The sequence below is a fragment of the Nocardia sp. NBC_00416 genome (genome assembly GCF_036032445.1).
Taxonomy (GTDB): Bacteria; Actinomycetota; Actinomycetes; order Mycobacteriales; family Mycobacteriaceae; genus Nocardia.
On the sequence record NZ_CP107932.1, the window covers coordinates 63,287 to 81,562 of the forward strand.

The 18,276-nt window shown below is 67.8% G+C and carries 20 protein-coding genes; 15 read left to right on the top strand and 5 right to left on the bottom strand.

Annotation, left to right across the window (positions count from 1 at the left end):
• The first annotated feature begins 58 nt into the window (after positions 1–58).
• From OG804_RS00305 to OG804_RS00330, 6 genes are read left to right on the top strand one after another with little or no spacing between them, the layout of a single operon-like run.
• Positions 59–1,231, top strand: a complete 1,173-nt coding sequence (locus OG804_RS00305; protein ID WP_442941840.1) for an MCE family protein — start codon at positions 59–61, stop codon at positions 1,229–1,231.
• Complete coding sequence (locus tag OG804_RS00310) at positions 1,231–2,247, top strand: MCE family protein (RefSeq protein ID WP_328392610.1); 1,017 nt, start codon at positions 1,231–1,233, stop codon at positions 2,245–2,247. Before OG804_RS00305 ends, OG804_RS00310 begins: the two co-directional genes overlap by 1 nt.
• A 1-nt stretch (position 2,248) precedes the next feature.
• Entirely contained in the window at positions 2,249–3,280 is a 1,032-nt protein-coding gene (locus OG804_RS00315) for an MCE family protein (protein WP_328392612.1), read from the top strand.
• A complete protein-coding gene (locus tag OG804_RS00320; protein ID WP_328392614.1) occupies positions 3,277–4,521 on the top strand; it encodes an MCE family protein in 1,245 nt (414 codons plus the stop codon). The genes OG804_RS00315 and OG804_RS00320 overlap by 4 nt, the downstream gene beginning before the upstream one ends.
• Positions 4,522–4,525: 4 nt before the next feature.
• Positions 4,526–5,800 (top strand): MCE family protein, encoded by a 1,275-nt coding sequence (locus OG804_RS00325; protein WP_328392616.1) that lies wholly within the window; start codon positions 4,526–4,528, stop codon positions 5,798–5,800.
• Between the two features lie 2 nt (positions 5,801–5,802).
• Positions 5,803–7,251: an MCE family protein gene (locus tag OG804_RS00330; protein WP_328398172.1), complete on the top strand. Its 1,449-nt coding sequence runs from the start codon at positions 5,803–5,805 to the stop codon at positions 7,249–7,251.
• Between the two features lie 24 nt (positions 7,252–7,275).
• Here the strand turns inward: OG804_RS00330 and OG804_RS00335 are convergent, their stop codons facing one another.
• A complete protein-coding gene (locus OG804_RS00335; protein WP_328392618.1) occupies positions 7,276–8,151 on the bottom strand; it encodes an NAD(P)H-binding protein in 876 nt (291 codons plus the stop codon).
• A 102-nt stretch (positions 8,152–8,253) separates the two neighbouring features.
• Here OG804_RS00335 and OG804_RS00340 point away from each other — a divergent pair, with 102 nt between their 5' ends.
• Positions 8,254–8,682: a MarR family winged helix-turn-helix transcriptional regulator gene (locus OG804_RS00340; protein WP_328392620.1), complete on the top strand. Its 429-nt coding sequence runs from the start codon at positions 8,254–8,256 to the stop codon at positions 8,680–8,682.
• A 157-nt stretch (positions 8,683–8,839) separates the two neighbouring features.
• On the opposite strand, the gene OG804_RS00345 is transcribed toward OG804_RS00340, so the two are convergent.
• Positions 8,840–9,613: a hypothetical protein gene (locus OG804_RS00345; RefSeq protein ID WP_328392622.1), complete on the bottom strand. Its 774-nt coding sequence runs from the start codon at positions 9,611–9,613 to the stop codon at positions 8,840–8,842.
• A gap of 80 nt (positions 9,614–9,693) precedes the next feature.
• Positions 9,694–10,869, bottom strand: a complete 1,176-nt coding sequence (locus tag OG804_RS00350) for an acyl-CoA dehydrogenase family protein (protein WP_328392624.1) — start codon at positions 10,867–10,869, stop codon at positions 9,694–9,696.
• 122 nt (positions 10,870–10,991) lie between these two features.
• Here OG804_RS00350 and OG804_RS00355 point away from each other — a divergent pair, with 122 nt between their 5' ends.
• From OG804_RS00355 to OG804_RS00390, 8 genes are all read left to right on the top strand, one after another.
• Positions 10,992–11,660, top strand: a complete 669-nt coding sequence (locus OG804_RS00355) for a TetR/AcrR family transcriptional regulator (protein WP_328392626.1) — start codon at positions 10,992–10,994, stop codon at positions 11,658–11,660.
• A 139-nt stretch (positions 11,661–11,799) separates the two neighbouring features.
• Complete coding sequence (locus tag OG804_RS00360; protein ID WP_328392628.1) at positions 11,800–13,302, top strand: class I adenylate-forming enzyme family protein; 1,503 nt, start codon at positions 11,800–11,802, stop codon at positions 13,300–13,302.
• Positions 13,303–13,330: 28 nt separating this feature from the next.
• Complete coding sequence (locus tag OG804_RS00365; protein WP_328392630.1) at positions 13,331–13,636, top strand: hypothetical protein; 306 nt, start codon at positions 13,331–13,333, stop codon at positions 13,634–13,636.
• 22 nt (positions 13,637–13,658) lie between these two features.
• A complete protein-coding gene (locus OG804_RS00370) occupies positions 13,659–14,645 on the top strand; it encodes a hypothetical protein (protein ID WP_328392632.1) in 987 nt (328 codons plus the stop codon).
• Positions 14,642–15,151: a twin-arginine translocation pathway signal gene (locus OG804_RS00375; RefSeq protein WP_442941706.1), complete on the top strand. Its 510-nt coding sequence runs from the start codon at positions 14,642–14,644 to the stop codon at positions 15,149–15,151. The genes OG804_RS00370 and OG804_RS00375 overlap by 4 nt, the downstream gene beginning before the upstream one ends.
• A complete protein-coding gene (locus OG804_RS00380; protein ID WP_328392634.1) occupies positions 15,121–15,372 on the top strand; it encodes a hypothetical protein in 252 nt (83 codons plus the stop codon). The genes OG804_RS00375 and OG804_RS00380 overlap by 31 nt, the downstream gene beginning before the upstream one ends.
• Before the next feature lie 46 nt (positions 15,373–15,418).
• On the top strand, positions 15,419–16,084 hold the full coding sequence (locus OG804_RS00385) for a hypothetical protein (protein ID WP_328392636.1): 666 nt from the start codon (positions 15,419–15,421) through the stop codon (positions 16,082–16,084).
• Positions 16,081–16,626, top strand: a complete 546-nt coding sequence (locus OG804_RS00390) for a hypothetical protein (RefSeq protein ID WP_328392638.1) — start codon at positions 16,081–16,083, stop codon at positions 16,624–16,626. The genes OG804_RS00385 and OG804_RS00390 overlap by 4 nt, the downstream gene beginning before the upstream one ends.
• Here the strand turns inward: OG804_RS00390 and OG804_RS00395 are convergent, their stop codons facing one another.
• Together OG804_RS00395 and OG804_RS00400 are read right to left on the bottom strand one after the other, a co-directional pair.
• The gene (locus OG804_RS00395; protein ID WP_328392640.1) at positions 16,627–16,917 is read right to left on the bottom strand and encodes a ferredoxin; all 291 of its coding nucleotides are present in this window, start codon (positions 16,915–16,917) and stop codon (positions 16,627–16,629) included.
• Complete coding sequence (locus OG804_RS00400) at positions 16,914–18,239, bottom strand: NADH-ubiquinone oxidoreductase-F iron-sulfur binding region domain-containing protein (RefSeq protein ID WP_328392642.1); 1,326 nt, start codon at positions 18,237–18,239, stop codon at positions 16,914–16,916. The genes OG804_RS00395 and OG804_RS00400 overlap by 4 nt, the downstream gene beginning before the upstream one ends.
• Positions 18,240–18,276 lie beyond the last annotated feature (37 nt).

The following is an 18,276-nucleotide window of genomic DNA, read 5'->3' on the forward strand; positions in this document are numbered from 1 at the left end:
GGGCGGTCCGCCGACCGGCCCGCGGGCTCGGTCCGGAACCCGGCGTCGGCGTGACCGGTTGCGGTTCCTGGCCGGCGCCGCGCGACCGGCGGCGGGCCTGGCCGCGATCGCCGCCGGGACGGCGATCGTGCTACTGGCCGTGACCCTTTTCCGGGGCGGGTTCGCCGATACGGCCGGGGTCACGGTGCATTCACCGCGGGCCGGCCTGGTGATGTATCCGGACGCGGAGGTGAAACTGCGCGGCGTGACCGTCGGCGCGGTGTCCTCCATCGCCGAACGCGCGGACGGTACTGCCGAGATCCGGTTGGCGATCGATCGCGGCAACCTCGCGCGTATTCCCGCCGACGTGACCGTCGATATCGCGTCCACCACCGTATTCGGCGCCAAATACATCCAATTGGTGCCGCCCGAGCGGCCGTCGGCGGGTCATCTCGAACCGGGACAGGTGTTCGACGTCCAGAGTGTGACGGTCGAGATCAACACGGTGTTCGAACAACTCACCCAGGTACTGGGCGAGATCCAGCCCGAGAAGCTCAACGAAACCCTGGGCGCGCTGGCCAACGCGATGCGCGGGCGCGGGGACCGCGTCGGCCAGATGATGGTCGATCTGGAGTCGTTCCTGGCTGAGCTGGAACCGGGATTACCGGCGCTGCGCGCCGATCTCGCGATGGCGCCGCAGGTCGCGGGGACCTACGCCGACGCCGCGCCCGCTCTGCTGGACACCGTGCGCAACACCACCCAGCTGGGCCGGACCCTGGTGGCGGAGCAGCAGCAACTCGATGTGCTGCTCATGAGCTTGATCGGGCTCGCCGATACCGGTAACCGGGTAGTCGGCGACAACGGGCCGGGTCTGGTGAGCAGCCTCGACGCGCTGGTGCCCACCACCGACCTCACCAACCGGTACCACCCGGCGCTCACCTGCGCGCTGGACGGACTCGGCTATCTCGCGTCGGTGACACCCGTGCACGTGCCGGGGATCGGGTTGTCGGCGAATTTCCTCTGGGGTGTGGAGCCCTATAAGTATCCGGACCATCTGCCGAAAGTGGCGGCCTCGGGCGGACCTCAGTGCTCGATGCTGCCGGTGGGTTACGAGGACTTTCCGCCGTTCGTGGTCACCGATGTGGGCGCCAACCCGCAGGCCGGTCCGTTCCGTCCCGAGCTCACCTTGAATACCGACTCACTGGCCCGAGCGCTGTTCGGACCGACCGCGGCCGGGAAGGGAGCACCCTGATGAGCAACCGGAACACCCCGCTGCTGAAGTTCGGGATTTTCGCCGTGGTGATGGTGGTGCTCTCGGCCGGCCTGATCCTCGTGTTCGGGGAGTACCGCAGCGGCTCCACCACTGAGTACTCGGCAGTTTTCGCCGATTCGTCCGGTCTGCGCACCGGCGACACGGTGCGGGTCTCCGGGGTGGTGGTGGGCTCGGTGCGCGGTGTCACGCTGGAGCAGGACAAGCGGGTACGGGTGGATTTCGACGCCGACCGCTCCCTGCCGTTGACCACCGGGACCCAGGTAGCGGTGCGGTATCTGAATCTCGTCGGCGACCGCTATCTCGCGCTCACCGATCGCCCGGGTAACGAACTGCCCGCCGGCGGGCAGCTCCCGCAGGAGAACACGGCCGGCGCACTGGATCTGGATCTGCTGCTGGGCGGTCTGAAACCGGTGATCCAGGGCCTCAACGCCCGGGATGTGAACGCGCTGACCTGGTCGCTGCTGGAGATCGTGCAGGGCAAGGAGGGCACGGTGAATTCCATCCTGGGCCGGACCGCCTCGTTCTCCGCCGCCTTGGCCGACAACAACGAGATCATCGAACAGCTGATCGACAACCTGAACACGGTGATGACGACGCTGGCGTCCGAGGGCGGTGAGTTCTCCGGCCTGGTGGACCGGCTCGAACAGCTGATCACCCAGCTGAGCAACGACCGCGACCCGATCGCGGCCGCGATCGATTCGCTGGAATCGGGTACGGCCACGGTCGCGGATCTGCTCACCCAGGGCCGCCCGCCGCTGGCCGGCGCGATCGATCAGGTCAATCAGCTGGCCGCCAATATCGACGACGACAGCCAGACCCTCGACACGGCCCTGCAGAAAGCTCCGGAGAACTTCCGGAAGCTGGTGCGCACCGGGGCCTACGGCAACTTCATCCAGTACTACCTGTGCGATCTGACCATCCGGGTCAATGACCTGTCCGGGCAGGTCGTCGAGATCCCCGCAGCCGTACAGACCGACGGAAGGTGCGCTCCCTGAGATGTTTCGATACCGCGGAAGACATCTGCTGCGGCACGGCCTGGTCGGGATCGTGCTCATCGTCTGTGTCATCTCTTTGGGGCTGCAGTCGCAGCAGGTGATCGCCTGGGGCACGACCGTGCGCTATCAGGCCGTTTTCGAAGAGGCGGGCGGACTGGAAGCCGGGGACGAGGTGATCGTGTCGGGCGTTCAGGTCGGCACGATCACCGATGTCGCACTCGAGCACGGTGACGCGCTGGTGGTGTTCACTGTGCGGAGCTCGGTCCCGGTCGGCGCCGACAGCACCGTGCAGATCAAAACCGGTTCGCTGCTGGGTAAACGGATAATGACGCTGGTCTCGCGGGGCGAGGAGAATCTGCGCCCGCTGGCCACCATCCCCGTCGAACGCACCTCCTCGCCGTACTCGCTGACCGACGCGCTCGGCGATCTCACCACCAATGCCGGCGCGATGGACACCGATTCGCTGAACAGTTCGCTGGACCTGCTCTCCTCCACCCTCGATACGATCGCCCCGCAGCTGGGTCCGGCGTTCGACGGGCTGTCGGAACTGTCGAAATCCGTCAACAGCCGCAATACCGCGCTCAGCGACCTGCTCAAAGCCTCGCGGGAGGTCACCGGGATCCTCGCCGACCGCAGCGGGCAGGTGAACACCATGCTGCTCAACGCCAATACGCTGATCGGAGTGCTCGACGAGCGTCGGCAGGCGATCGCGACCCTATTGGCCAACACCGCGGCCGTCGCCGACCAGCTCACCCAGTTGGTCGCCGACAACGAAGCCGAGCTGGGGCCGGCCCTGGACCGGCTGAACTCGGTGGCCGAACTCCTGCAACGCAATCGGGACAATATAGCCAAGGCCATTCCGGGCCTGGCCAAAGCATCGCTCACCCAGGGCGAGGCCGTCTCGGGCGGCCCGTTCTACAACGCCTACGTCGCCAACCTGATCCCGGCGCAATGGATCCGGCCGTTCGTGGACGCCGCGTTCGGCGGGTCGATCCCGCAACCACCCGCACCGCAACCGGGAGCGCCACGATGAACCGGAAACTGATCGGGCGGGTGGCCGCGGGCGCGCTGGCGGTCGCGGTGGTTCTCGCCGCGTTCGTCGTGGTGAATCGGACACTGCTCGCGCCCCTCACGGTCCGCGCGATCTTCAGCACAGCCACCGCCATCTACCCGGGTGACGATGTGCGGATCTCCGGGGTGAAAGTCGGCACGATTGCCGATATCCGGCCCGGGGGCGCCACGGTGGAGATGGAACTGCACCTGGACCGGGGTGTGCGGGTTCCGGCCGAGGCAGGTGCGGTCATCGTCGCGCAGAGTCTCGTCGACTCCCGATATGTGCAGCTCACCCCCGCTTACCGAGGGCAGGGCGAGACCTTGCCGGACGATGCGGTGATCCCGCTGGAACGCACCGCGGTACCGGTGGAATGGGACGAGATCAAAACACAGCTCACTCGGCTGGCCACCGAACTGGGACCCGACGGCGACCAGAGCTCCGGTCCCGCCGGCCGGTTCATCGACAGCGCCGCCGACGCTCTCGCCGGCAACGGCGACAAACTGCGGCAGGTGCTGGCACAGCTGTCCGGAGTGGGCCGGATCCTGTCCGCCGGCAGCGGCGATATCGCCGACACCATCAAGAATCTCCAGGTCTTCGTCACCGCGCTGCGCGACAGCAATGTGCAGATCGTGCAGTTCCAGAACCGGCTCGCGACGCTCACCAGTGTGCTGGCCGACAGCCGCTCCGATCTCGACGCGGCGCTGAACAATCTCTCCATCGCGGTCGGGGAGGTCCAGCGGTTCGTCTCGGAGAACCGGGACAAGGCCAGTGAACAGGTGGGACGGCTCGCCGACGTCACCCAGAACCTCGTGGACAATCGCGGCGAACTCGAGGAGCTGCTGCACATCTTCCCGACCAGCCTGGCCAACTTCTACAACATCTACAACCCCGATACCGGTACCGAGGCAGGGGTTTTCGTGCTGAACAACTTCTCCAATCCGATCGAGTTCGTCTGCGGCGGCATCGCCAGCGTGGAGAACATCGGCGCCGCGGAAGCGGCGCGCAAATGCCGCGACTATCTGGGGCCGGTGCTCGGACTGATGAACTTCAACTATCTGCCGGTGCCGGTGAATCCGGGTCTCGGCCCGTCGGCGTCGCCGGACAATGTCATCTACAGCGAACCCGACCTGGTTCCGGCGGCGCAAGCGGTGAACCCCGCCGCCCCGCCCCCGCCCCCGGCGCCCACCCTCGCCGATATCCTCTTCCCCGGCGGGCGGTGACCCCATGGCGACACCGGGACGTCGACGAAAGTTGCGCAGGGCTGTCATGGGCTGTGCGTGCGTGGTGGTGACCGCTTCCGGGTGCGCCTGGGACGGGGTGAACTCGCTACCGTTGCCGGGCGCCATCGGCCGTGGTCCCGACGCGACGACGCTGTACGTGGAAATGGCCGATGTCGGGACGCTGACGCCGAATTCGCCGGTCCTGATCGACGATGTGGTGGTCGGCAGTATCGGTGATATCCACGTCGAGAACTGGCACGCGCTGGTGGAAGTATCCATCCAGCCCGGCGACGTGGTGCCCGCGAACGCGCAGGCCCGGGTCGGGCAGACCAGCCTGCTCGGTTCGATGCACCTGGCCCTGGATCCGCCGCCCGGTCAGCAGCCGCGCGGGCAGCTGCAGTCCGGTGCCCGGATCGAACTGGACGACACCGCGACCTACCCCTCGACCGAGCAGACCCTGGCCTCGCTGTCGGTGGTGGTCAACGGCGGCGGTCTGGGGCAGATCGGGGATATCGTCGGCAGCCTCGGCGCGGCGTTCGAGGGCCGGGAGACCGATATCCGCGCGCTACTGGACCGCCTCGACGTCTTCCTCGGCACACTCGACGCCCAGCGCTCCGATATCGTCGCCACGATCGACGGTCTCAACCGGCTCGGCGGCACGTTCGCCGCGCAGCGGGACGTGCTCACCGACGCCCTGCACAAGATCCCGCCGGCACTGGACGTGCTGCTCGCGGAGCGGCCGAATCTGGTCACCGCCCTCGACCGGTTGCGCACCTTCAGCGACACCACCTCCGGTGTCCTGAACACCGTGCACGACGATCTGCTCACCAATCTGCGCAATCTGGAACCGACGCTGCGGGCGCTGGCCGAGGTCGGGCCCGACATCAACAAGGCGATCGCGTTCGCGACCGTGTTCCCGTACGGGCAGTACCTGGTCGACAACGGGGTGCGCGGTGATTTCATCAACCTGTTCGCGACGGTGGATCTGACGATCCCGCGATTGCGTCGCGAACTGCTGCTGGGCACTCCGTGGGGTGATCCCACCGCGGTCATCCAGGCGGCCGTCGGCGACCCGGGATATGCGGAGCAGACCAAGAATCCGCTCGGATTCGGTGTCGCCGCGCCCCCGGTCCCGGCCCCCGCCCCCGCTCCTGCTCCTGCCCCGGAGCCGGCCCCCGTACCGGCTCCGCCTCCCGCACCGGCGCCCGGTCTGCCGTTCCCGTTGCCGCAGATTCCGCTACCTCAGATACCCCTGCCGCCCGGAATCGGAGGCAACTGATGCTGCTGTCCCGCTTCGTCCGCGCTCAGCTGATCATCTTCAGTGTCCTGTCGGTGATCGGCTTGGTCGTGATGTCGGTGTTCTATATGAAGCTGCCGACCCTGGCCGGTATCGGCACCATCGAGGTGACGGTGGAACTTCCCGAGGCCGGTGGGCTCTACCGGTTCGGCAACGTGACCTACCGCGGGATCCAGGTGGGGAAGGTGACCAGCGTCGAGCTGGCCGGGGACGGCGTGCGGGCGAAGCTGGCGATCGACGGCGCTCACCGTATCCCGGCCGATCTGACGGCCGAGGTACGCAGCGTCTCGGCGGTGGGTGAGCAGTACGTGGATCTGCTGCCGCGCACCGATTCTCCGCCCTACCTGTACGACGGCGCCACCGTCGAGCGCCGCGATACCGAGATCCCGCAGCCCGTGGGCCCGATGCTGGATCGGCTCAGCGCGCTCGTCGGCACGATTCCGAAAGACGATCTGCGCCGGCTGCTCGACGAGATGTTCGCGGGCGTCAACGGCGCGAGCAACGATCTCGATTCGCTGCTCACCTCGGCCGAGCAGCTGACCGAGACGATGAACGGTGTCGGTGAGCAGACCCGGACGCTGGTGCAGGACGCGGCCCCGCTGCTGGATTCCCAGGTCCAGTCGGCGGACGCGATCCGGATCTGGACCCGCTCCACCGCCGATGTGACCGGGCAGTTGGTGGCGAACGATCCGCAGATCCGGACACTGCTGCACTCCGGGCCGGGTTTCGCCGACGAGGTATCGGAGCTACTCGACTCGGTAAAGCTCACGCTTCCGGTGCTGCTGTCCAACCTGACCTCGGTGGGCCGGCTCGCCGTCACCTACAACGCGGGCCTGGAACAGCTGCTGGTGTTGCTCCCGCCGGCGGTGTCGCTGGTCCAGGCGGTGCAGCCGACCAAGAACGCGTCCGGACTGGGTATCGGTGACTTCCGGGTCAGCGGTGTCTCCGATCCACCGGCCTGTACGGTCGGCTTCCTGCCGCCGTCGGAGTGGCGGTCGCCGCAAGATGTCACCACCATCGATACCCCGGACAATCTGTACTGCAAACTGCCGCAAAATCATGCAGTCGCGGTGCGCGGCGCACGCAATATCCCGTGCGCCGGCAATCCCGCCAAAAGAGCTCCGACGGCCGCCATTTGCGACAGTGACCAGGATTTCGTCCCGGTGGCGCCGGAACAACCCGTGGTGGGGCCGTATCCGCGCGATCCGGAGCTGGAAGAGCAGGGTGTTCCGCCGGACTCCCGGTTCTCCCCGCCCCCGGGCAACGCACCGGCCGCCGATACGTCACCCGCGCCGGGTGGGGCGCCGACCGTCGCGTTCGCCCAGTACGACCCCAGCACGGGCGAGTACATGGGATCGGACGGCCGGCTGTACCGCCAGACCGATCTGGTGTCCGGCAGCCACCGCACCTGGGAGGAGATGCTCCCACGCTGACCGCATGGCGGGGCGATCCGGATATCAGGTGTTGCGAACGGCGTGATCGGGGCGGAACGCATCGATGTTGCGGGTGCACCAGTCCGCGAAAGTGTGGGCCGGGCGGCGGAGAATGCACTCGACGGTGTCGGTGCGGAATCCGGTGGTGTCGCGGCGCATCAGCGTGAATCCTTCGAGGATCGCGTCAGCGAGAGCCGGGGGAGCGCCGTTGGGGTAACGGGACGCGACGGCTTGCTCGGGTGTCGCGGCTTCGCGGACTTCGATGTCACGGCCGATCGCGGCCGCGACAACCGCGATCTGTTCGGCGATCGTGAACATCTCGTCGCCGGTGAGGCAGTACTCCTTGCCCTGGTGACCGTCTTCGGTGAGTGCGACGGCGGCGACCGCGGCGATATCCGCCGGATCGACCGGCGCGTATCTGCCGGGGCCGGTGGGGTCGTCGACGACGCCGCCGGTGCGGATGACCTGTGCCCATTCCAGGGCGTTGGTCATCAATCCACCGGGCCGCAGAATCGTATTCGGGATGCCCGAGTCTCGGACGATCGTCTCGCGTTCGTGGTGCCAGCGCCCCATTGCGGGCAGCGGATCGCCCATGACGTTGTACGACGACAGCAGCACGATCAGGCCGACCCCGGCTGCCCGCGCCGCCGCGACCATGTCGCGGGTGTGGTCGAGACCGATACCGGGCACGAGCAGGAACAGGCGGTCGACGCCGTCGAGCGCCGCGGCGTAGGTGCTCGGGTCGTCCAGGTCGCCGACCACGCGGTGGGCTCGTTCCGGCAGGTCGGCGGCGCGTCGCGGATCGCGGACGAAAATCCGGAACTCGGCCTCCTCGGCGGCGAGTTCGCGCACGAGTTCGCGACCGATGTTTCCGGTGGCGCCGGTGACAAGTATCATCATCACTCCAAGTCATTAGCTGGCTAATGACAAACGATAGACGGCTAACGACTTAATGGCAACCGTGCTGGCGTGACAGGTTTCACCGCAGCTCAGGAGGTTACGATGCCCGAATTCCTCGACCTGCACAGCCGTACCTCGAAGCTGCTGCGGGCGCTCGTGGAGCGGAGTGTGCGCCCGCACGGGCTGTATCCGGGTCAGGATCTGGTGCTCGGCGTGCTGTGGAACGACGACGGCCGGACACCGGGCGAGGTCGCCGCTGCACTGAATGTCACGACGCCGACGATCGTCAAGATGGCCAATCGCATGACAGAGACCGGATTGCTCACGCGACGCCGCGACCCGAACGACAACCGGCTCGTCCGGTTGTGGCTCACCGACAAAGGGCGGGGCCTACAGGAAACGATCGAGGACAACAGAAAATCGCTGGAGAGCCGGGTAACCGCGGATCTCACCGAATCCGAACGCCGATGCCTTCTCACCGCGCTCGACAAGATTCACCGCTCGGCAACACACCTACTGGAAGAACCGTGACAACCCGAGCCCGGCGATCTGCGGGTCGCAGTCGTGGCAAGTCGGGCAACGAGCCGGTGCTCTCGGCCGGATGTGCGACGACACGGCTGAATGCGCTGTGCTGGCGGTGGCGGGCCGACCTCGGGTGACGCGGGGCCGGCCCGGTCCCTTCGACTGTTCAGGTCGGCCGGACGTCGCGCAACCTTTCATCGGGTGGGAGCTGGTTCGTGGTCAGGTAGGACATCCAATCGGCCGAATCGAAGACGCAATTGCCCGATGTGATCCTGTCGAAATCGGCGGCGACCAGTCGCACCGCCCGCCACAGGTCCGCGTCGGCCGCGCCGTAACGGCGCATGGTCACGCGTCCAGCGTGCCGTACACAGAAGACGCCGTAGTCCGTCTCCGCCAATCGAGACGGGGTCTGCAAGAAACACCCGTCTGTGTCCAGTCCCGGCTCGCGTGGTGCTCGACCACCCAAGACCCTCCACACGACCGGTGTTCCCAGCACCTCGCCGGCGCGGGCGGACCAGAACCGATCATCGTGGCGGGCGTCGACTGTGACAGTGAACTCGTCGGACACCCACGGCTCGGTGCGTCGGCGCTTCGTCGCGATATGCCGAACCGTCACCTCGTCGGCGATCAGTCGAACCCGCCCTTCGTCGATCCGAACGACTATGTGCCCACCGAGATCGTCGGTTTCGACGCCTTCCAAGTTGTATATGGGACCCTGCGCGGCCGGCACTTCGAACTCGATCGGAGCCGCGGCCGCCAGCTCGTAGACCTCGACCACCGAGATATCTCCCGGTCGCAACCCTCGCTCGACGTATTCTTCGAACTCGAGGGTGGCCGCACCGGTTGCTGACCGCTCGACCCGCGCCAAGTGGCCACCCTCGAAGTCGTTGCGCTCGTCGAGCCACGCGTTGAGCGCGGAAACAGCGGAAATACGGATCACCGAGTGGATCCTGCCGGACAGCACACGACTGTAGCCAGGCAATAACGCACTCGGGGGCCGAAACTCGCGACGTCGCGAGCTCAGCTCCGCGGCAGGCCGAGGACGCGCTGGGCGATGATATTGCGCTGGATCTCGGAGGTTCCGCCGGCGATGGTGCCGGAGAAGCTGCGTAGATACCGCTCGAACCAGCTCGGTGCGTGATCCTCGAGATTGAGCAGATTGTGCCGGGAAGTGACCGTCGGATGCGTCAGGCCGTCGGCCCCGGCGGCGTCGAGCGCGGCCTCGAGCCCGCGCTGCACACCTTCGGACCCCAGCAGTTTCAGCACCGATAGCGCCGCGACATCCGTTTCACCGCGGGCTTCCCGGGCCAGCGCCGCCGAGCCCAGCAATTCCAGTGCCTGCAGATCCATCACCGCGGTCGCGAACCGGTCCTTGTCCAGTTCGGTGCGCGGGGTGAAATCCTTGACCAGCATGCGCAGTCGCTGGGCGAAACTCATCCACAGCAGGGTGCGTTCATGGCCCAGCGAGCCGTTGGCCACAGTCCAGCCCTTGTTCAGCTCACCGACGAGATTTTCCCTCGGCACGCGGGCGTCCTCGAAGAACACCTCGTTGAAATCGAGATCGTCCGGGGCGCAGGCCGAGGCGAACGGGCGGCGGCGCACGCCGGGTGTGTCGGTGGGGATCAGCAGGACCGAGATGCCGCGGTGTTTGGGAGCGTCCGGGTCGGTGCGGACGAAGGTCAGGATCACATCGGAGTCGTGTGCGCCCGAGGTCCACACCTTCTGGCCGTTGACCACGAAATGGTCGCCGTCGGCGACGGCGCGGGTGCGCAGGCCGGCCAGGTCCGAGCCGGCGCCGGGCTCGCTCATCCCGAGCGCCGCCGGCATCTCCCCGCGCAGGATCGGCACCGCCCATTTCCGCTGCTGTTCGGGTGTGCCGAAGGTGATGAGGGAGGCGGCGATGATGCCCTGTCCCTGGGGATTGCAGCTCTCGTAGATCTTGCGCGCGCCCAGTTCCTCGCGGTGTACGTACTGCTGCAGAACCGTGGCGTTGCGGCCGCCGAATTCGGGGGGATAACCCGGGACCAGCCAGCCGTGGTCGAATTGCGTCGACTGCCATTCCCGGGCCCACTGCGGCACATGCGAGCTCGAGCGCGGTCGTTCGACCGCGGTGGCCTCGGGCGGCAGATGCTCGTCGAGGAACGCGATGAACTCGGCGCGGAACCGTTCCACGTCCTCGTCGAAAGTCAGCTGCACGGTGGACCTCCTTTTGCGAAATATGAGAATATCATTCTCTCAACGGGATATTCTAGTTTCCGAAGGTGGGCGACCAGCCGGGACGACGAGCGCGCTCCGGCGCGGCGATGGGAGGTACGGCCATGCGGAGTGCCGGCAGTGGGCTGACCCTGCAGCAACGAATCGACGCCCGCTCGGTCCGCACCACCAAGCTGTTCGGCAGTACTCAGGTGCAGCGGTTCCTGGACGCGGCGCGGGCGTTGATCACCGAACGGGGCAGTACCGATTTCACCATGCACGAGGTGGTCGACAACGCGGGGCAGTCGCTGCGCAGTTTCTACCTGCTCTTCGACGGCAAACATGAACTGCTGCTCGCCCTTTATGAGGAGGCGATCGCCAAGGTGGCCGCTCAGATCCGGGAGGCCACCGGTAACGACGACGACCCGCTGGACAGGCTACGGCTGGCGGTGGAACTGCTCTTCGAGTTCTGCCGCCCCGACCCGGGTGCGCACCGCCCACTGTTCACCGAATACGCTCCGCAGCTGCTCATGTCGGATCCGATCGAGATCCAGGTGGCGCACGCGTCGCTGTTCGAACTGCTGGCCGACCTCATGGGGGATGCCGCCGCCGCGGGTCATCTGCGGGCGCGCCCGCGCCGGATGGCGGCGATGACGCTGCAGACCGTGATGTTCGTGGCGCAGGGCGCTCGGACCGACGACGGCGCTCATTCGATCACCGCCGCGGAGGTATGGAATCTCTGCGCCTTCGGTGTGCTCGGGAAAGCCGGAGGCGCTGCGGGAACCGCTCGATGAGCGAGGGGTGAGCAGACCGCTCGGTCGGCGATTCGCGGGGCGCGGTGCAGCGGATATGCTATTCTCGATTTTCGAGAATACCGATATCACCACTGGCTGGGCGCCCGATCGCGGCGCTCGGTGTTCAGGAAGTAGTCGTATGAGTATTTCGCTACTGCTGGATATGGCGGCGTCGAACAATCCCGACCGGGTGGCCGTCGTATCCGGTGAATCACGCTGGACCGGAGCGGAACTGGACGCGCTGGCCCACGGCGGCGCGGGCGCGATCGTGGCCTCGAGCGCGCGCAGTGTCGCCTACGTGGGTACCGGGGGCGCGCTGCTGCCGCTGCTGATCTTCGCCGCGGCCCGGGCCGGAGTGCCGTTCACCCCGTTGAACTACCGGCTCAGCGGCGACAAACTCGCCGAGCTCATCGCCCGGCTCGACGCGCCGCTGGTGGTGCACGACGACGACTACGCCGCCGCGGTCGACGGGACGGCCGACCAACTGTGGAAGTCCGTGGAATTCGTGGATCGGGCCCGGTCCACGGAACCGGCCGGGGCGGAACCGGATCCCGACTCCGCCGCCGTCGTCCTGTTCACCTCCGGCACGACCTCGCAGCCGAAGGCCGTGGAACTCTCGCATAACAATCTCGTCAGCTATATCACCGGCACCGTGGAATTCGCCGCCGCCGAACCCGACGACGTCTCGCTCATCTGCGTGCCGCCCTACCATGTGGCCGGGGTGAGCGCGGCACTGTCGAACCTCTACGCCGGCCGGAAAGTGGTGTACCTGCGCAGCTTCGACCCCGCGGAATGGATTCGTCTGGTGGCGACGGAGCGGGTCACCACGGCGACCGTCGTCCCGACCATGCTGGACCGGATCGTCACCGGACTGAAGTCCACCGGCGCGCGGCTGCCGACGCTGCGCACCCTGGCCTACGGCGGCTCGAAAGTGGCGCTGCCGCTGGTGCGCACCGCGCTCGAACTGCTGCCCGAGGTCGGCTTCGTCAACGCCTACGGGCTCACCGAGACCAGTTCCACCATCGCGGTGCTCGGCCCCGACGATCACCGGGCGGCACTGGCCTCCGATGACGAGAAGGTGACCAGGCGGCTCGGCTCGGTCGGGCAGCCCGTACCGGGAATCGAAGTGCAGATCCGGGACGAGGGCGGCGCGCCGGTACCGGCCGGTACCGCGGGTGAGCTGTTCGTGCGCGGACCTCAGGTCTCGGGCCGCTACACCGGCATCGGCTCGGTGCTCGACGCCGAGGGCTGGTTCCCGACCAAGGACCTCGCGGTCCTCGACGCCGACGGATACCTGTTCATCCACGGTCGCAGTGACGACACCATCATCCGCGGCGGCGAGAACATCGCGCCGGCCGAGATCGAAGACGTCCTGGTGGAACACCCGGCCGTGCACGATGTCGCGGTGGTCGGGGTCGAGGATGCCGGATGGGGGCAGATCATCGTCGCGGTCGTGGTCCTCGCCGACCCCGCGAGCACGCCCGATCCCGAGGAGTTGCGTGCCTATGTGCGCTCCGGGCTGCGCGGCTCCCGCACCCCGGACCGGGTGGTGTTCCGGGCGGAACTGCCCGCCACGCCCACCGGGAAGATCCTGCGCCGCGAACTCGTCGCCGAGTTGACCAGCGAAACCGCCGGCGCGTAGCCGCGCCGCCTCGAAAGGAACAACGCTCATGGTGAAAACCGGTACCCGGCTACGGAGCCAGGTGTGCGATACCCAGGTGATCATCGTCCGGGCCGCCGACAGCCTCGACGACCTCCGCGCCGGCGGGGTGCCGATGGTGCCCATCGATGGAGGCGCCGCGGCCCCGGCGGGTAGCCCGCAGGAGGGTTTCACGGACGGCAATCTGATCGGCAAACGCTACGTCGACGACGGCGGCGCCGAAGTTCTCGTGACCAAGGCCGGTGCGGGCACGCTGAGTGTCGGCACCACGCCGCTGACCATCAAGGAAGCAAAGCCGCTGCCCGCTAGCGACTAGACGAGTGATCGAGGTGGGATAGATGACCCAGGCCACCACCGACCCGCTGATCTTGGCGGCGGAGGAAGCCGACGCCGAGGCGGCGGCCGCGGACGCCGAGGCGGTCGCCGCGCAGGCTTCCGCCACGGCAGCCCGGGCGCGAGCTCGGGCCGCCCGGTTACGCCGGGAGGCCGGAAGCGTGGGCGAGCCGCCCGGCTCCCGCGCTTCCGGCGAAGCGAAACCGGTGGCCGAGAGTCTTTCGAAGACCTCCGATCACGCTTCGCCCGAGACGGGACCCGCAGTGGATCCGGCGCCGCCGACAACCGCCGACCCCGGCGCGTCCGGCGACGCGGTGTCCGACCCAGACCTCGCGACCGACCCCGACTCCGACTCCGTGACAGACGCCGGCCTCGCCCTCGTGACAGATGCCGGTTCCGGCTCCGCGTCGGATGCGAACTCGACCCCGGACGCCGAACCGGCCGAGGACAAGCCTCGGGTTCGTCTCGGAAAGCTGGTTCGCGGCCGGCCGCTGCCCACGATCCGTCGTCCACGCGGCCGTACTCTCGGTCGTGTCCTGGCGGCGCTGGTCGTGGTCGCGGCCCTCGTGGTGGGCGGGTTCTCGATGTGGAACCACCACGAGGTCGGCGTCCAGCAGGCGCGCGAGGACGAGTACCTCAACGCCGCCCGGGAAGGTGTCATCGCGCTCACCAGCATGGATTCCAGTCGCGCCGCCGACGATGTGCAGCGGGTACTCGATCACTCCACCGGCGCGTTCCGCACCGACTTCCAGACCCGCGCCGAGGACTTCGCCAAGGTCGTCGAACAGTCCAAGGTCGCCACCCAGGGCGAGATCACGGCGTCGGCCGTCGAATCCATGACCGACGAATCGGCGGTGGTGCTGGTCTCGGCCGCCTCCCGGATCACCAATTCCGCAGGCGCACAGCAGGAACCGCGCGCCTGGCGGCTGAGCGTCACGGTCACCCGGGACGGTTCGGAATTGAAGATGTCGAAAGTGGAGTTCGTGCCGTGAAATTCCCCAGTTCTCTCCTGACGGCCCGCCGTTCCCGCGAGCCGGTGCTGCTCACCCTGGTCGCCGTGGTCGCGGTGGCGGTGGCCGCCGCCCTGCTGCTCTTCCAATACCGTCCGGACAACCACGGTGACGCGGTGAAGAACGAAGTCCTCTCGGCCGCGACCGAGGGCACCGTCGCCCTGCTGTCTTATTCACCCGAATCGCTGGACAACGATTTCGCCGCCGCGAAATCCCGGATGACCGGTGATTTCCTCACCTACTACAACCAGTTCACCGAAAAGGTCATCGCACCCGCCGCCAAAGAGAAGTCGGTGAAGACCACCGCGACGATCGTGCGCTCGGCGGTGGCCGAACTCCACTCGGATTCGGCGGTCGCGCTGCTGTTCATCAACCAGACGACCACCAGTGCCGAGAAACCGGACCCCGCGCTGGCGGCGAGCAGCGTCCGCGTGACCCTGTCGAAGGTAGAAGACTCATGGCTGATCTCGTCGTTCGATCCCGTCTGACCGCTTCCCCCGAGGCGGTGGGCGAGCGTCCGCTGCGAGTGCGTGCCGATGCGCCGGTCCTCGTCACGGTGTATCCGGTCCTGGACCACTTCTCCACCTGCCCGCGCTGCGGCTACCCGGCCGAGGCTTCGGCGACTGTGCGGACCTACGCGGACGGCGCGACCGAGAGCGAAACGCTGATCACCTGCGGAATGCCCTGTGGCTGGGACGAGGTGCGGTAGCGGGCGAAGTTACCGCGCAGCCGACGAAACCGAAAGCGCCGGAGCGGTGGTTCTCGCCGGATCGCTGACCGTGGCCGGCCCGGCGAATGCGGCGTCCTCTCCGATCGCGGCGTGCGGTGGCGGCAGCTACCACGAAATCGACCACCACGACCTGGGGAGCGTCGCCACCATCCGCCTGCTCTACAACGGCTCCACCAATTGCGTGGTCACGTGGAGGAAGAACCCTGGCACCGCGATCCGCGTGCTTGCCGCCATCGCGAAACAGAACGCGGAAGGAAGCTTCCTCGACTACGTCAACGACGACGGCAAATTCACCACCTACGCCGGCCCGGTAAAGGTGAACGCCGCGAGGGTCTGCATCGACTGGGGAGGCGGCGTAACGATCAACGGGGTGTGGAACGTCTGGTACTCGGGTGCGTCCGACTCCGGGGTACGAGTCTCCGCGTCGGGAGCACCCCCGGGTCGGCTCGACCAGGGAAGCGCCCGGCAGGGACCGCGGTCGTGGTCTCGATCGGGACCGCTAGAGCGGTCCTGGTCATGGTCGCCGCGACGGCATCCTCGATCTCCCGGCCTAGCTGAGACCACTTCTTTGTACGCTGTTCGTGGATCGTGTCGGCACGCCTTGTCGGTCCAGTGCAGGCAGACGGGCTCGGAGTTGGTGATCCCCGGTTCCGAGGACACAACCATGGGCTGGTTCGATCTTCCGATATGACGACATCGACGCCCGGAGATCTGGTCCTGCCCGCTGCGCTGGCCGAGGTGGCCGGCCTCGGCTTCGAGTGGGAATGGGACGAGGACGCCGATGAGGCTTCCGGTTGCGACTTCGAGCCCTACCAGCAGTTCGAGGCGCCGGAGCGGACCGCGCGGTGGTTCCGCCTGTGGACGGGCAACGACGAGGCAGACGGTGGCGAATTCCGCTTCTTCGGCGCGACCGGCGCAGGTGACTATGCGGGCTTCTGGCTGGTTCGTCCCGATGCGCCGGTGACCGAACAGCCCGTTGTCTATATCGGGTCGGAGGGCGAATGCGGCATAGTAGCAGCGGATCTCGGTGATCTGCTCTGGCTGTTCGCGCATGATCTGGGACCCGCTGAGGCGTTCGCCGACCCGAGTCGCGCGACGCGGCCGAACGAGGCGTTCCGGGCCGTCGCCGAGCGATACGCACCGGGACGGGACCGGCCCGCTGCGGACATTGTGGCGGGAGCGCGGGCGGAGTTTCCGGCCTTCCCGGAACTCATCGCCGCGATGTGCCGATGATCATTGGGGATTCCCGCTCGGCGGCGCCCCGCACCGCCGGCTGTCATGCCGGTCGTGCGGTTGGCCCGTCGCCGCGTCGGACTTCGCCCGGTTCGTCTCGGCCAGCACCGTGATCGCGTGCACCGGGCAGTCGAGCAGCGCCCGGGCCACGGCGTCCTCGTCGCCGGGGGCGATGGCCGGACCGCCGGCCAGCGACGCGTAACCCCAGTCGTCGAGCGGGAAGTGCTCGGGTGCGTGCTTGGCGCAGATCCCGAATCCGTCGCACAGTGTGCGGTCCAGTTTGATCCTCACAGCAGTGCCTCCGTTTCCACCCGATAGGGAGCCTCGCCGGTCGCCGGCCCGGCCGCGCAGTCCGGGCACCGGTTGTCGAAATGAGCGGCTACCTCGCGCGGGAACCGGTCCAGCAGGCTCGCCGCGGTATTGCAGGCGGCGTCGAGGGTGCCGCAGGCGCCGCGCCCCCGGAGCACTCCCGACCACCGGCGCAGGCGTTGCAGATCATCGGCGCCGGCGCGTCCTTCGGCCAGGGCGGTGGCCACCGCGGCCATGGCCGCGGTGCCGTTGAAACAGGATCCGCACTGTCCCGCGTTTTCCCGATCGAAATAGTTCAGGACCCCGGCGGCGACCGTGACCGGGCATTCGTCGGTGATGAGTGCGATGGCGCCGCAGCCCAGACCCGCGCCTGCCCGGCGCAGCGTCTCGTGGTCGAGGGTGAGGTTCAGGACGGTGCGGTCGAGGAGGCCGGTGAAGTAGCCGCCGATCAGCGCGCCCCGCAAATCTTTCGCCGCGATCCCGTGCAGTGCGAGCAGGTCTGCGAAGGGCAGGCCGTGCGGTAGCTCGTAGAGGGTGGGCGGGCGTCCTCCGGCAGTGACGGTGGACAGGAAGGTGCCGGGAGACAGTGCGGTTCCCGCCGCTCGGTACGCGTCGGCGCCCCAGCGGTCCAGGAACGGCAGATTCGCGAGCGTCTCCACATTGCTGACCAGTGTCGGCAGCCCGGCGACGCCTGATTCGAAGGGACGCGGGGGTTTATCGGTGGGTTTGGCCGGGCCGCCGTTGATCGCCCGCACGGCCGCTGTCTCCTCACCGGCGACATAGCCGGGATCCACCCGCACCACGGCGATCTCGGGGCCTTCGGCCGATGCCCCCCCGAGCTCTTCCAGGGCCGCCGTGATCGAGCGCGCGGATTCCGGATCCGAGACGTAGACGTATCCGCGGCGCGACTCCACCAGCGCCGCGGCCAGTCGTAGCCCGTCGAGCACCAGATGTGGGCGGTTGCGCAGCAGCCAGCGGTCCTTGAACGAGGCGGGTTCGCCCTCCTCGCCGTTGGCCACGACCACCGATTCCGTCCAGCCCGCCGGCGCGCCCGCACCCACCCGGCCGCTGTCGCGCACACTGCGCATTTTCACCGCGAACGGAAAGCCGGCGCCGCCCCGCCCGCGTAACCCGCTGCGCTCGACCGCGTCGGCCAGTGCCGTCACCGACCCGATCGGACGGTATCCGCCCCGGTCACGGTACTCGTATGCGGTCTCCGCGCCGGAGGCGAGGAGAAGGCGTGGATCGCTACCGGGGTACGGGACCACCGCGAGGCCCCCGGCCGACGAGAAGCTGTCTTGCATCGTCCCTCCTGAGTGGACGCGGCGTCCGGCCGCGGGT

Excerpts from the sequence above, each read along its gene's own strand:
- OG804_RS00310 (WP_328392610.1), top strand. The coding sequence starts at position 1,231 with ATGAGCAACCGGAACACCCCGCTGCTGAAGTTCGGGATTTTCGCCGTG.
- OG804_RS00315 (WP_328392612.1), top strand. The coding sequence starts at position 2,249 with ATGTTTCGATACCGCGGAAGACATCTGCTGCGGCACGGCCTGGTCGGG.
- OG804_RS00320 (WP_328392614.1), top strand. The coding sequence starts at position 3,277 with ATGAACCGGAAACTGATCGGGCGGGTGGCCGCGGGCGCGCTGGCGGTC.
- OG804_RS00325 (WP_328392616.1), top strand. The coding sequence starts at position 4,526 with ATGGCGACACCGGGACGTCGACGAAAGTTGCGCAGGGCTGTCATGGGC.
- OG804_RS00335 (WP_328392618.1), bottom strand. The coding sequence starts at position 8,151 with ATGATGATACTTGTCACCGGCGCCACCGGAAACATCGGTCGCGAACTC.
- OG804_RS00340 (WP_328392620.1), top strand. The coding sequence starts at position 8,254 with ATGCCCGAATTCCTCGACCTGCACAGCCGTACCTCGAAGCTGCTGCGG.
- OG804_RS00355 (WP_328392626.1), top strand. The coding sequence starts at position 10,992 with ATGCGGAGTGCCGGCAGTGGGCTGACCCTGCAGCAACGAATCGACGCC.
- OG804_RS00360 (WP_328392628.1), top strand. The coding sequence starts at position 11,800 with ATGAGTATTTCGCTACTGCTGGATATGGCGGCGTCGAACAATCCCGAC.
- OG804_RS00365 (WP_328392630.1), top strand. The coding sequence starts at position 13,331 with ATGGTGAAAACCGGTACCCGGCTACGGAGCCAGGTGTGCGATACCCAG.
- OG804_RS00370 (WP_328392632.1), top strand. The coding sequence starts at position 13,659 with ATGACCCAGGCCACCACCGACCCGCTGATCTTGGCGGCGGAGGAAGCC.
- OG804_RS00380 (WP_328392634.1), top strand. The coding sequence starts at position 15,121 with ATGGCTGATCTCGTCGTTCGATCCCGTCTGACCGCTTCCCCCGAGGCG.
- OG804_RS00390 (WP_328392638.1), top strand. The coding sequence starts at position 16,081 with ATGACGACATCGACGCCCGGAGATCTGGTCCTGCCCGCTGCGCTGGCC.
- OG804_RS00400 (WP_328392642.1), bottom strand. The coding sequence starts at position 18,239 with ATGCAAGACAGCTTCTCGTCGGCCGGGGGCCTCGCGGTGGTCCCGTAC.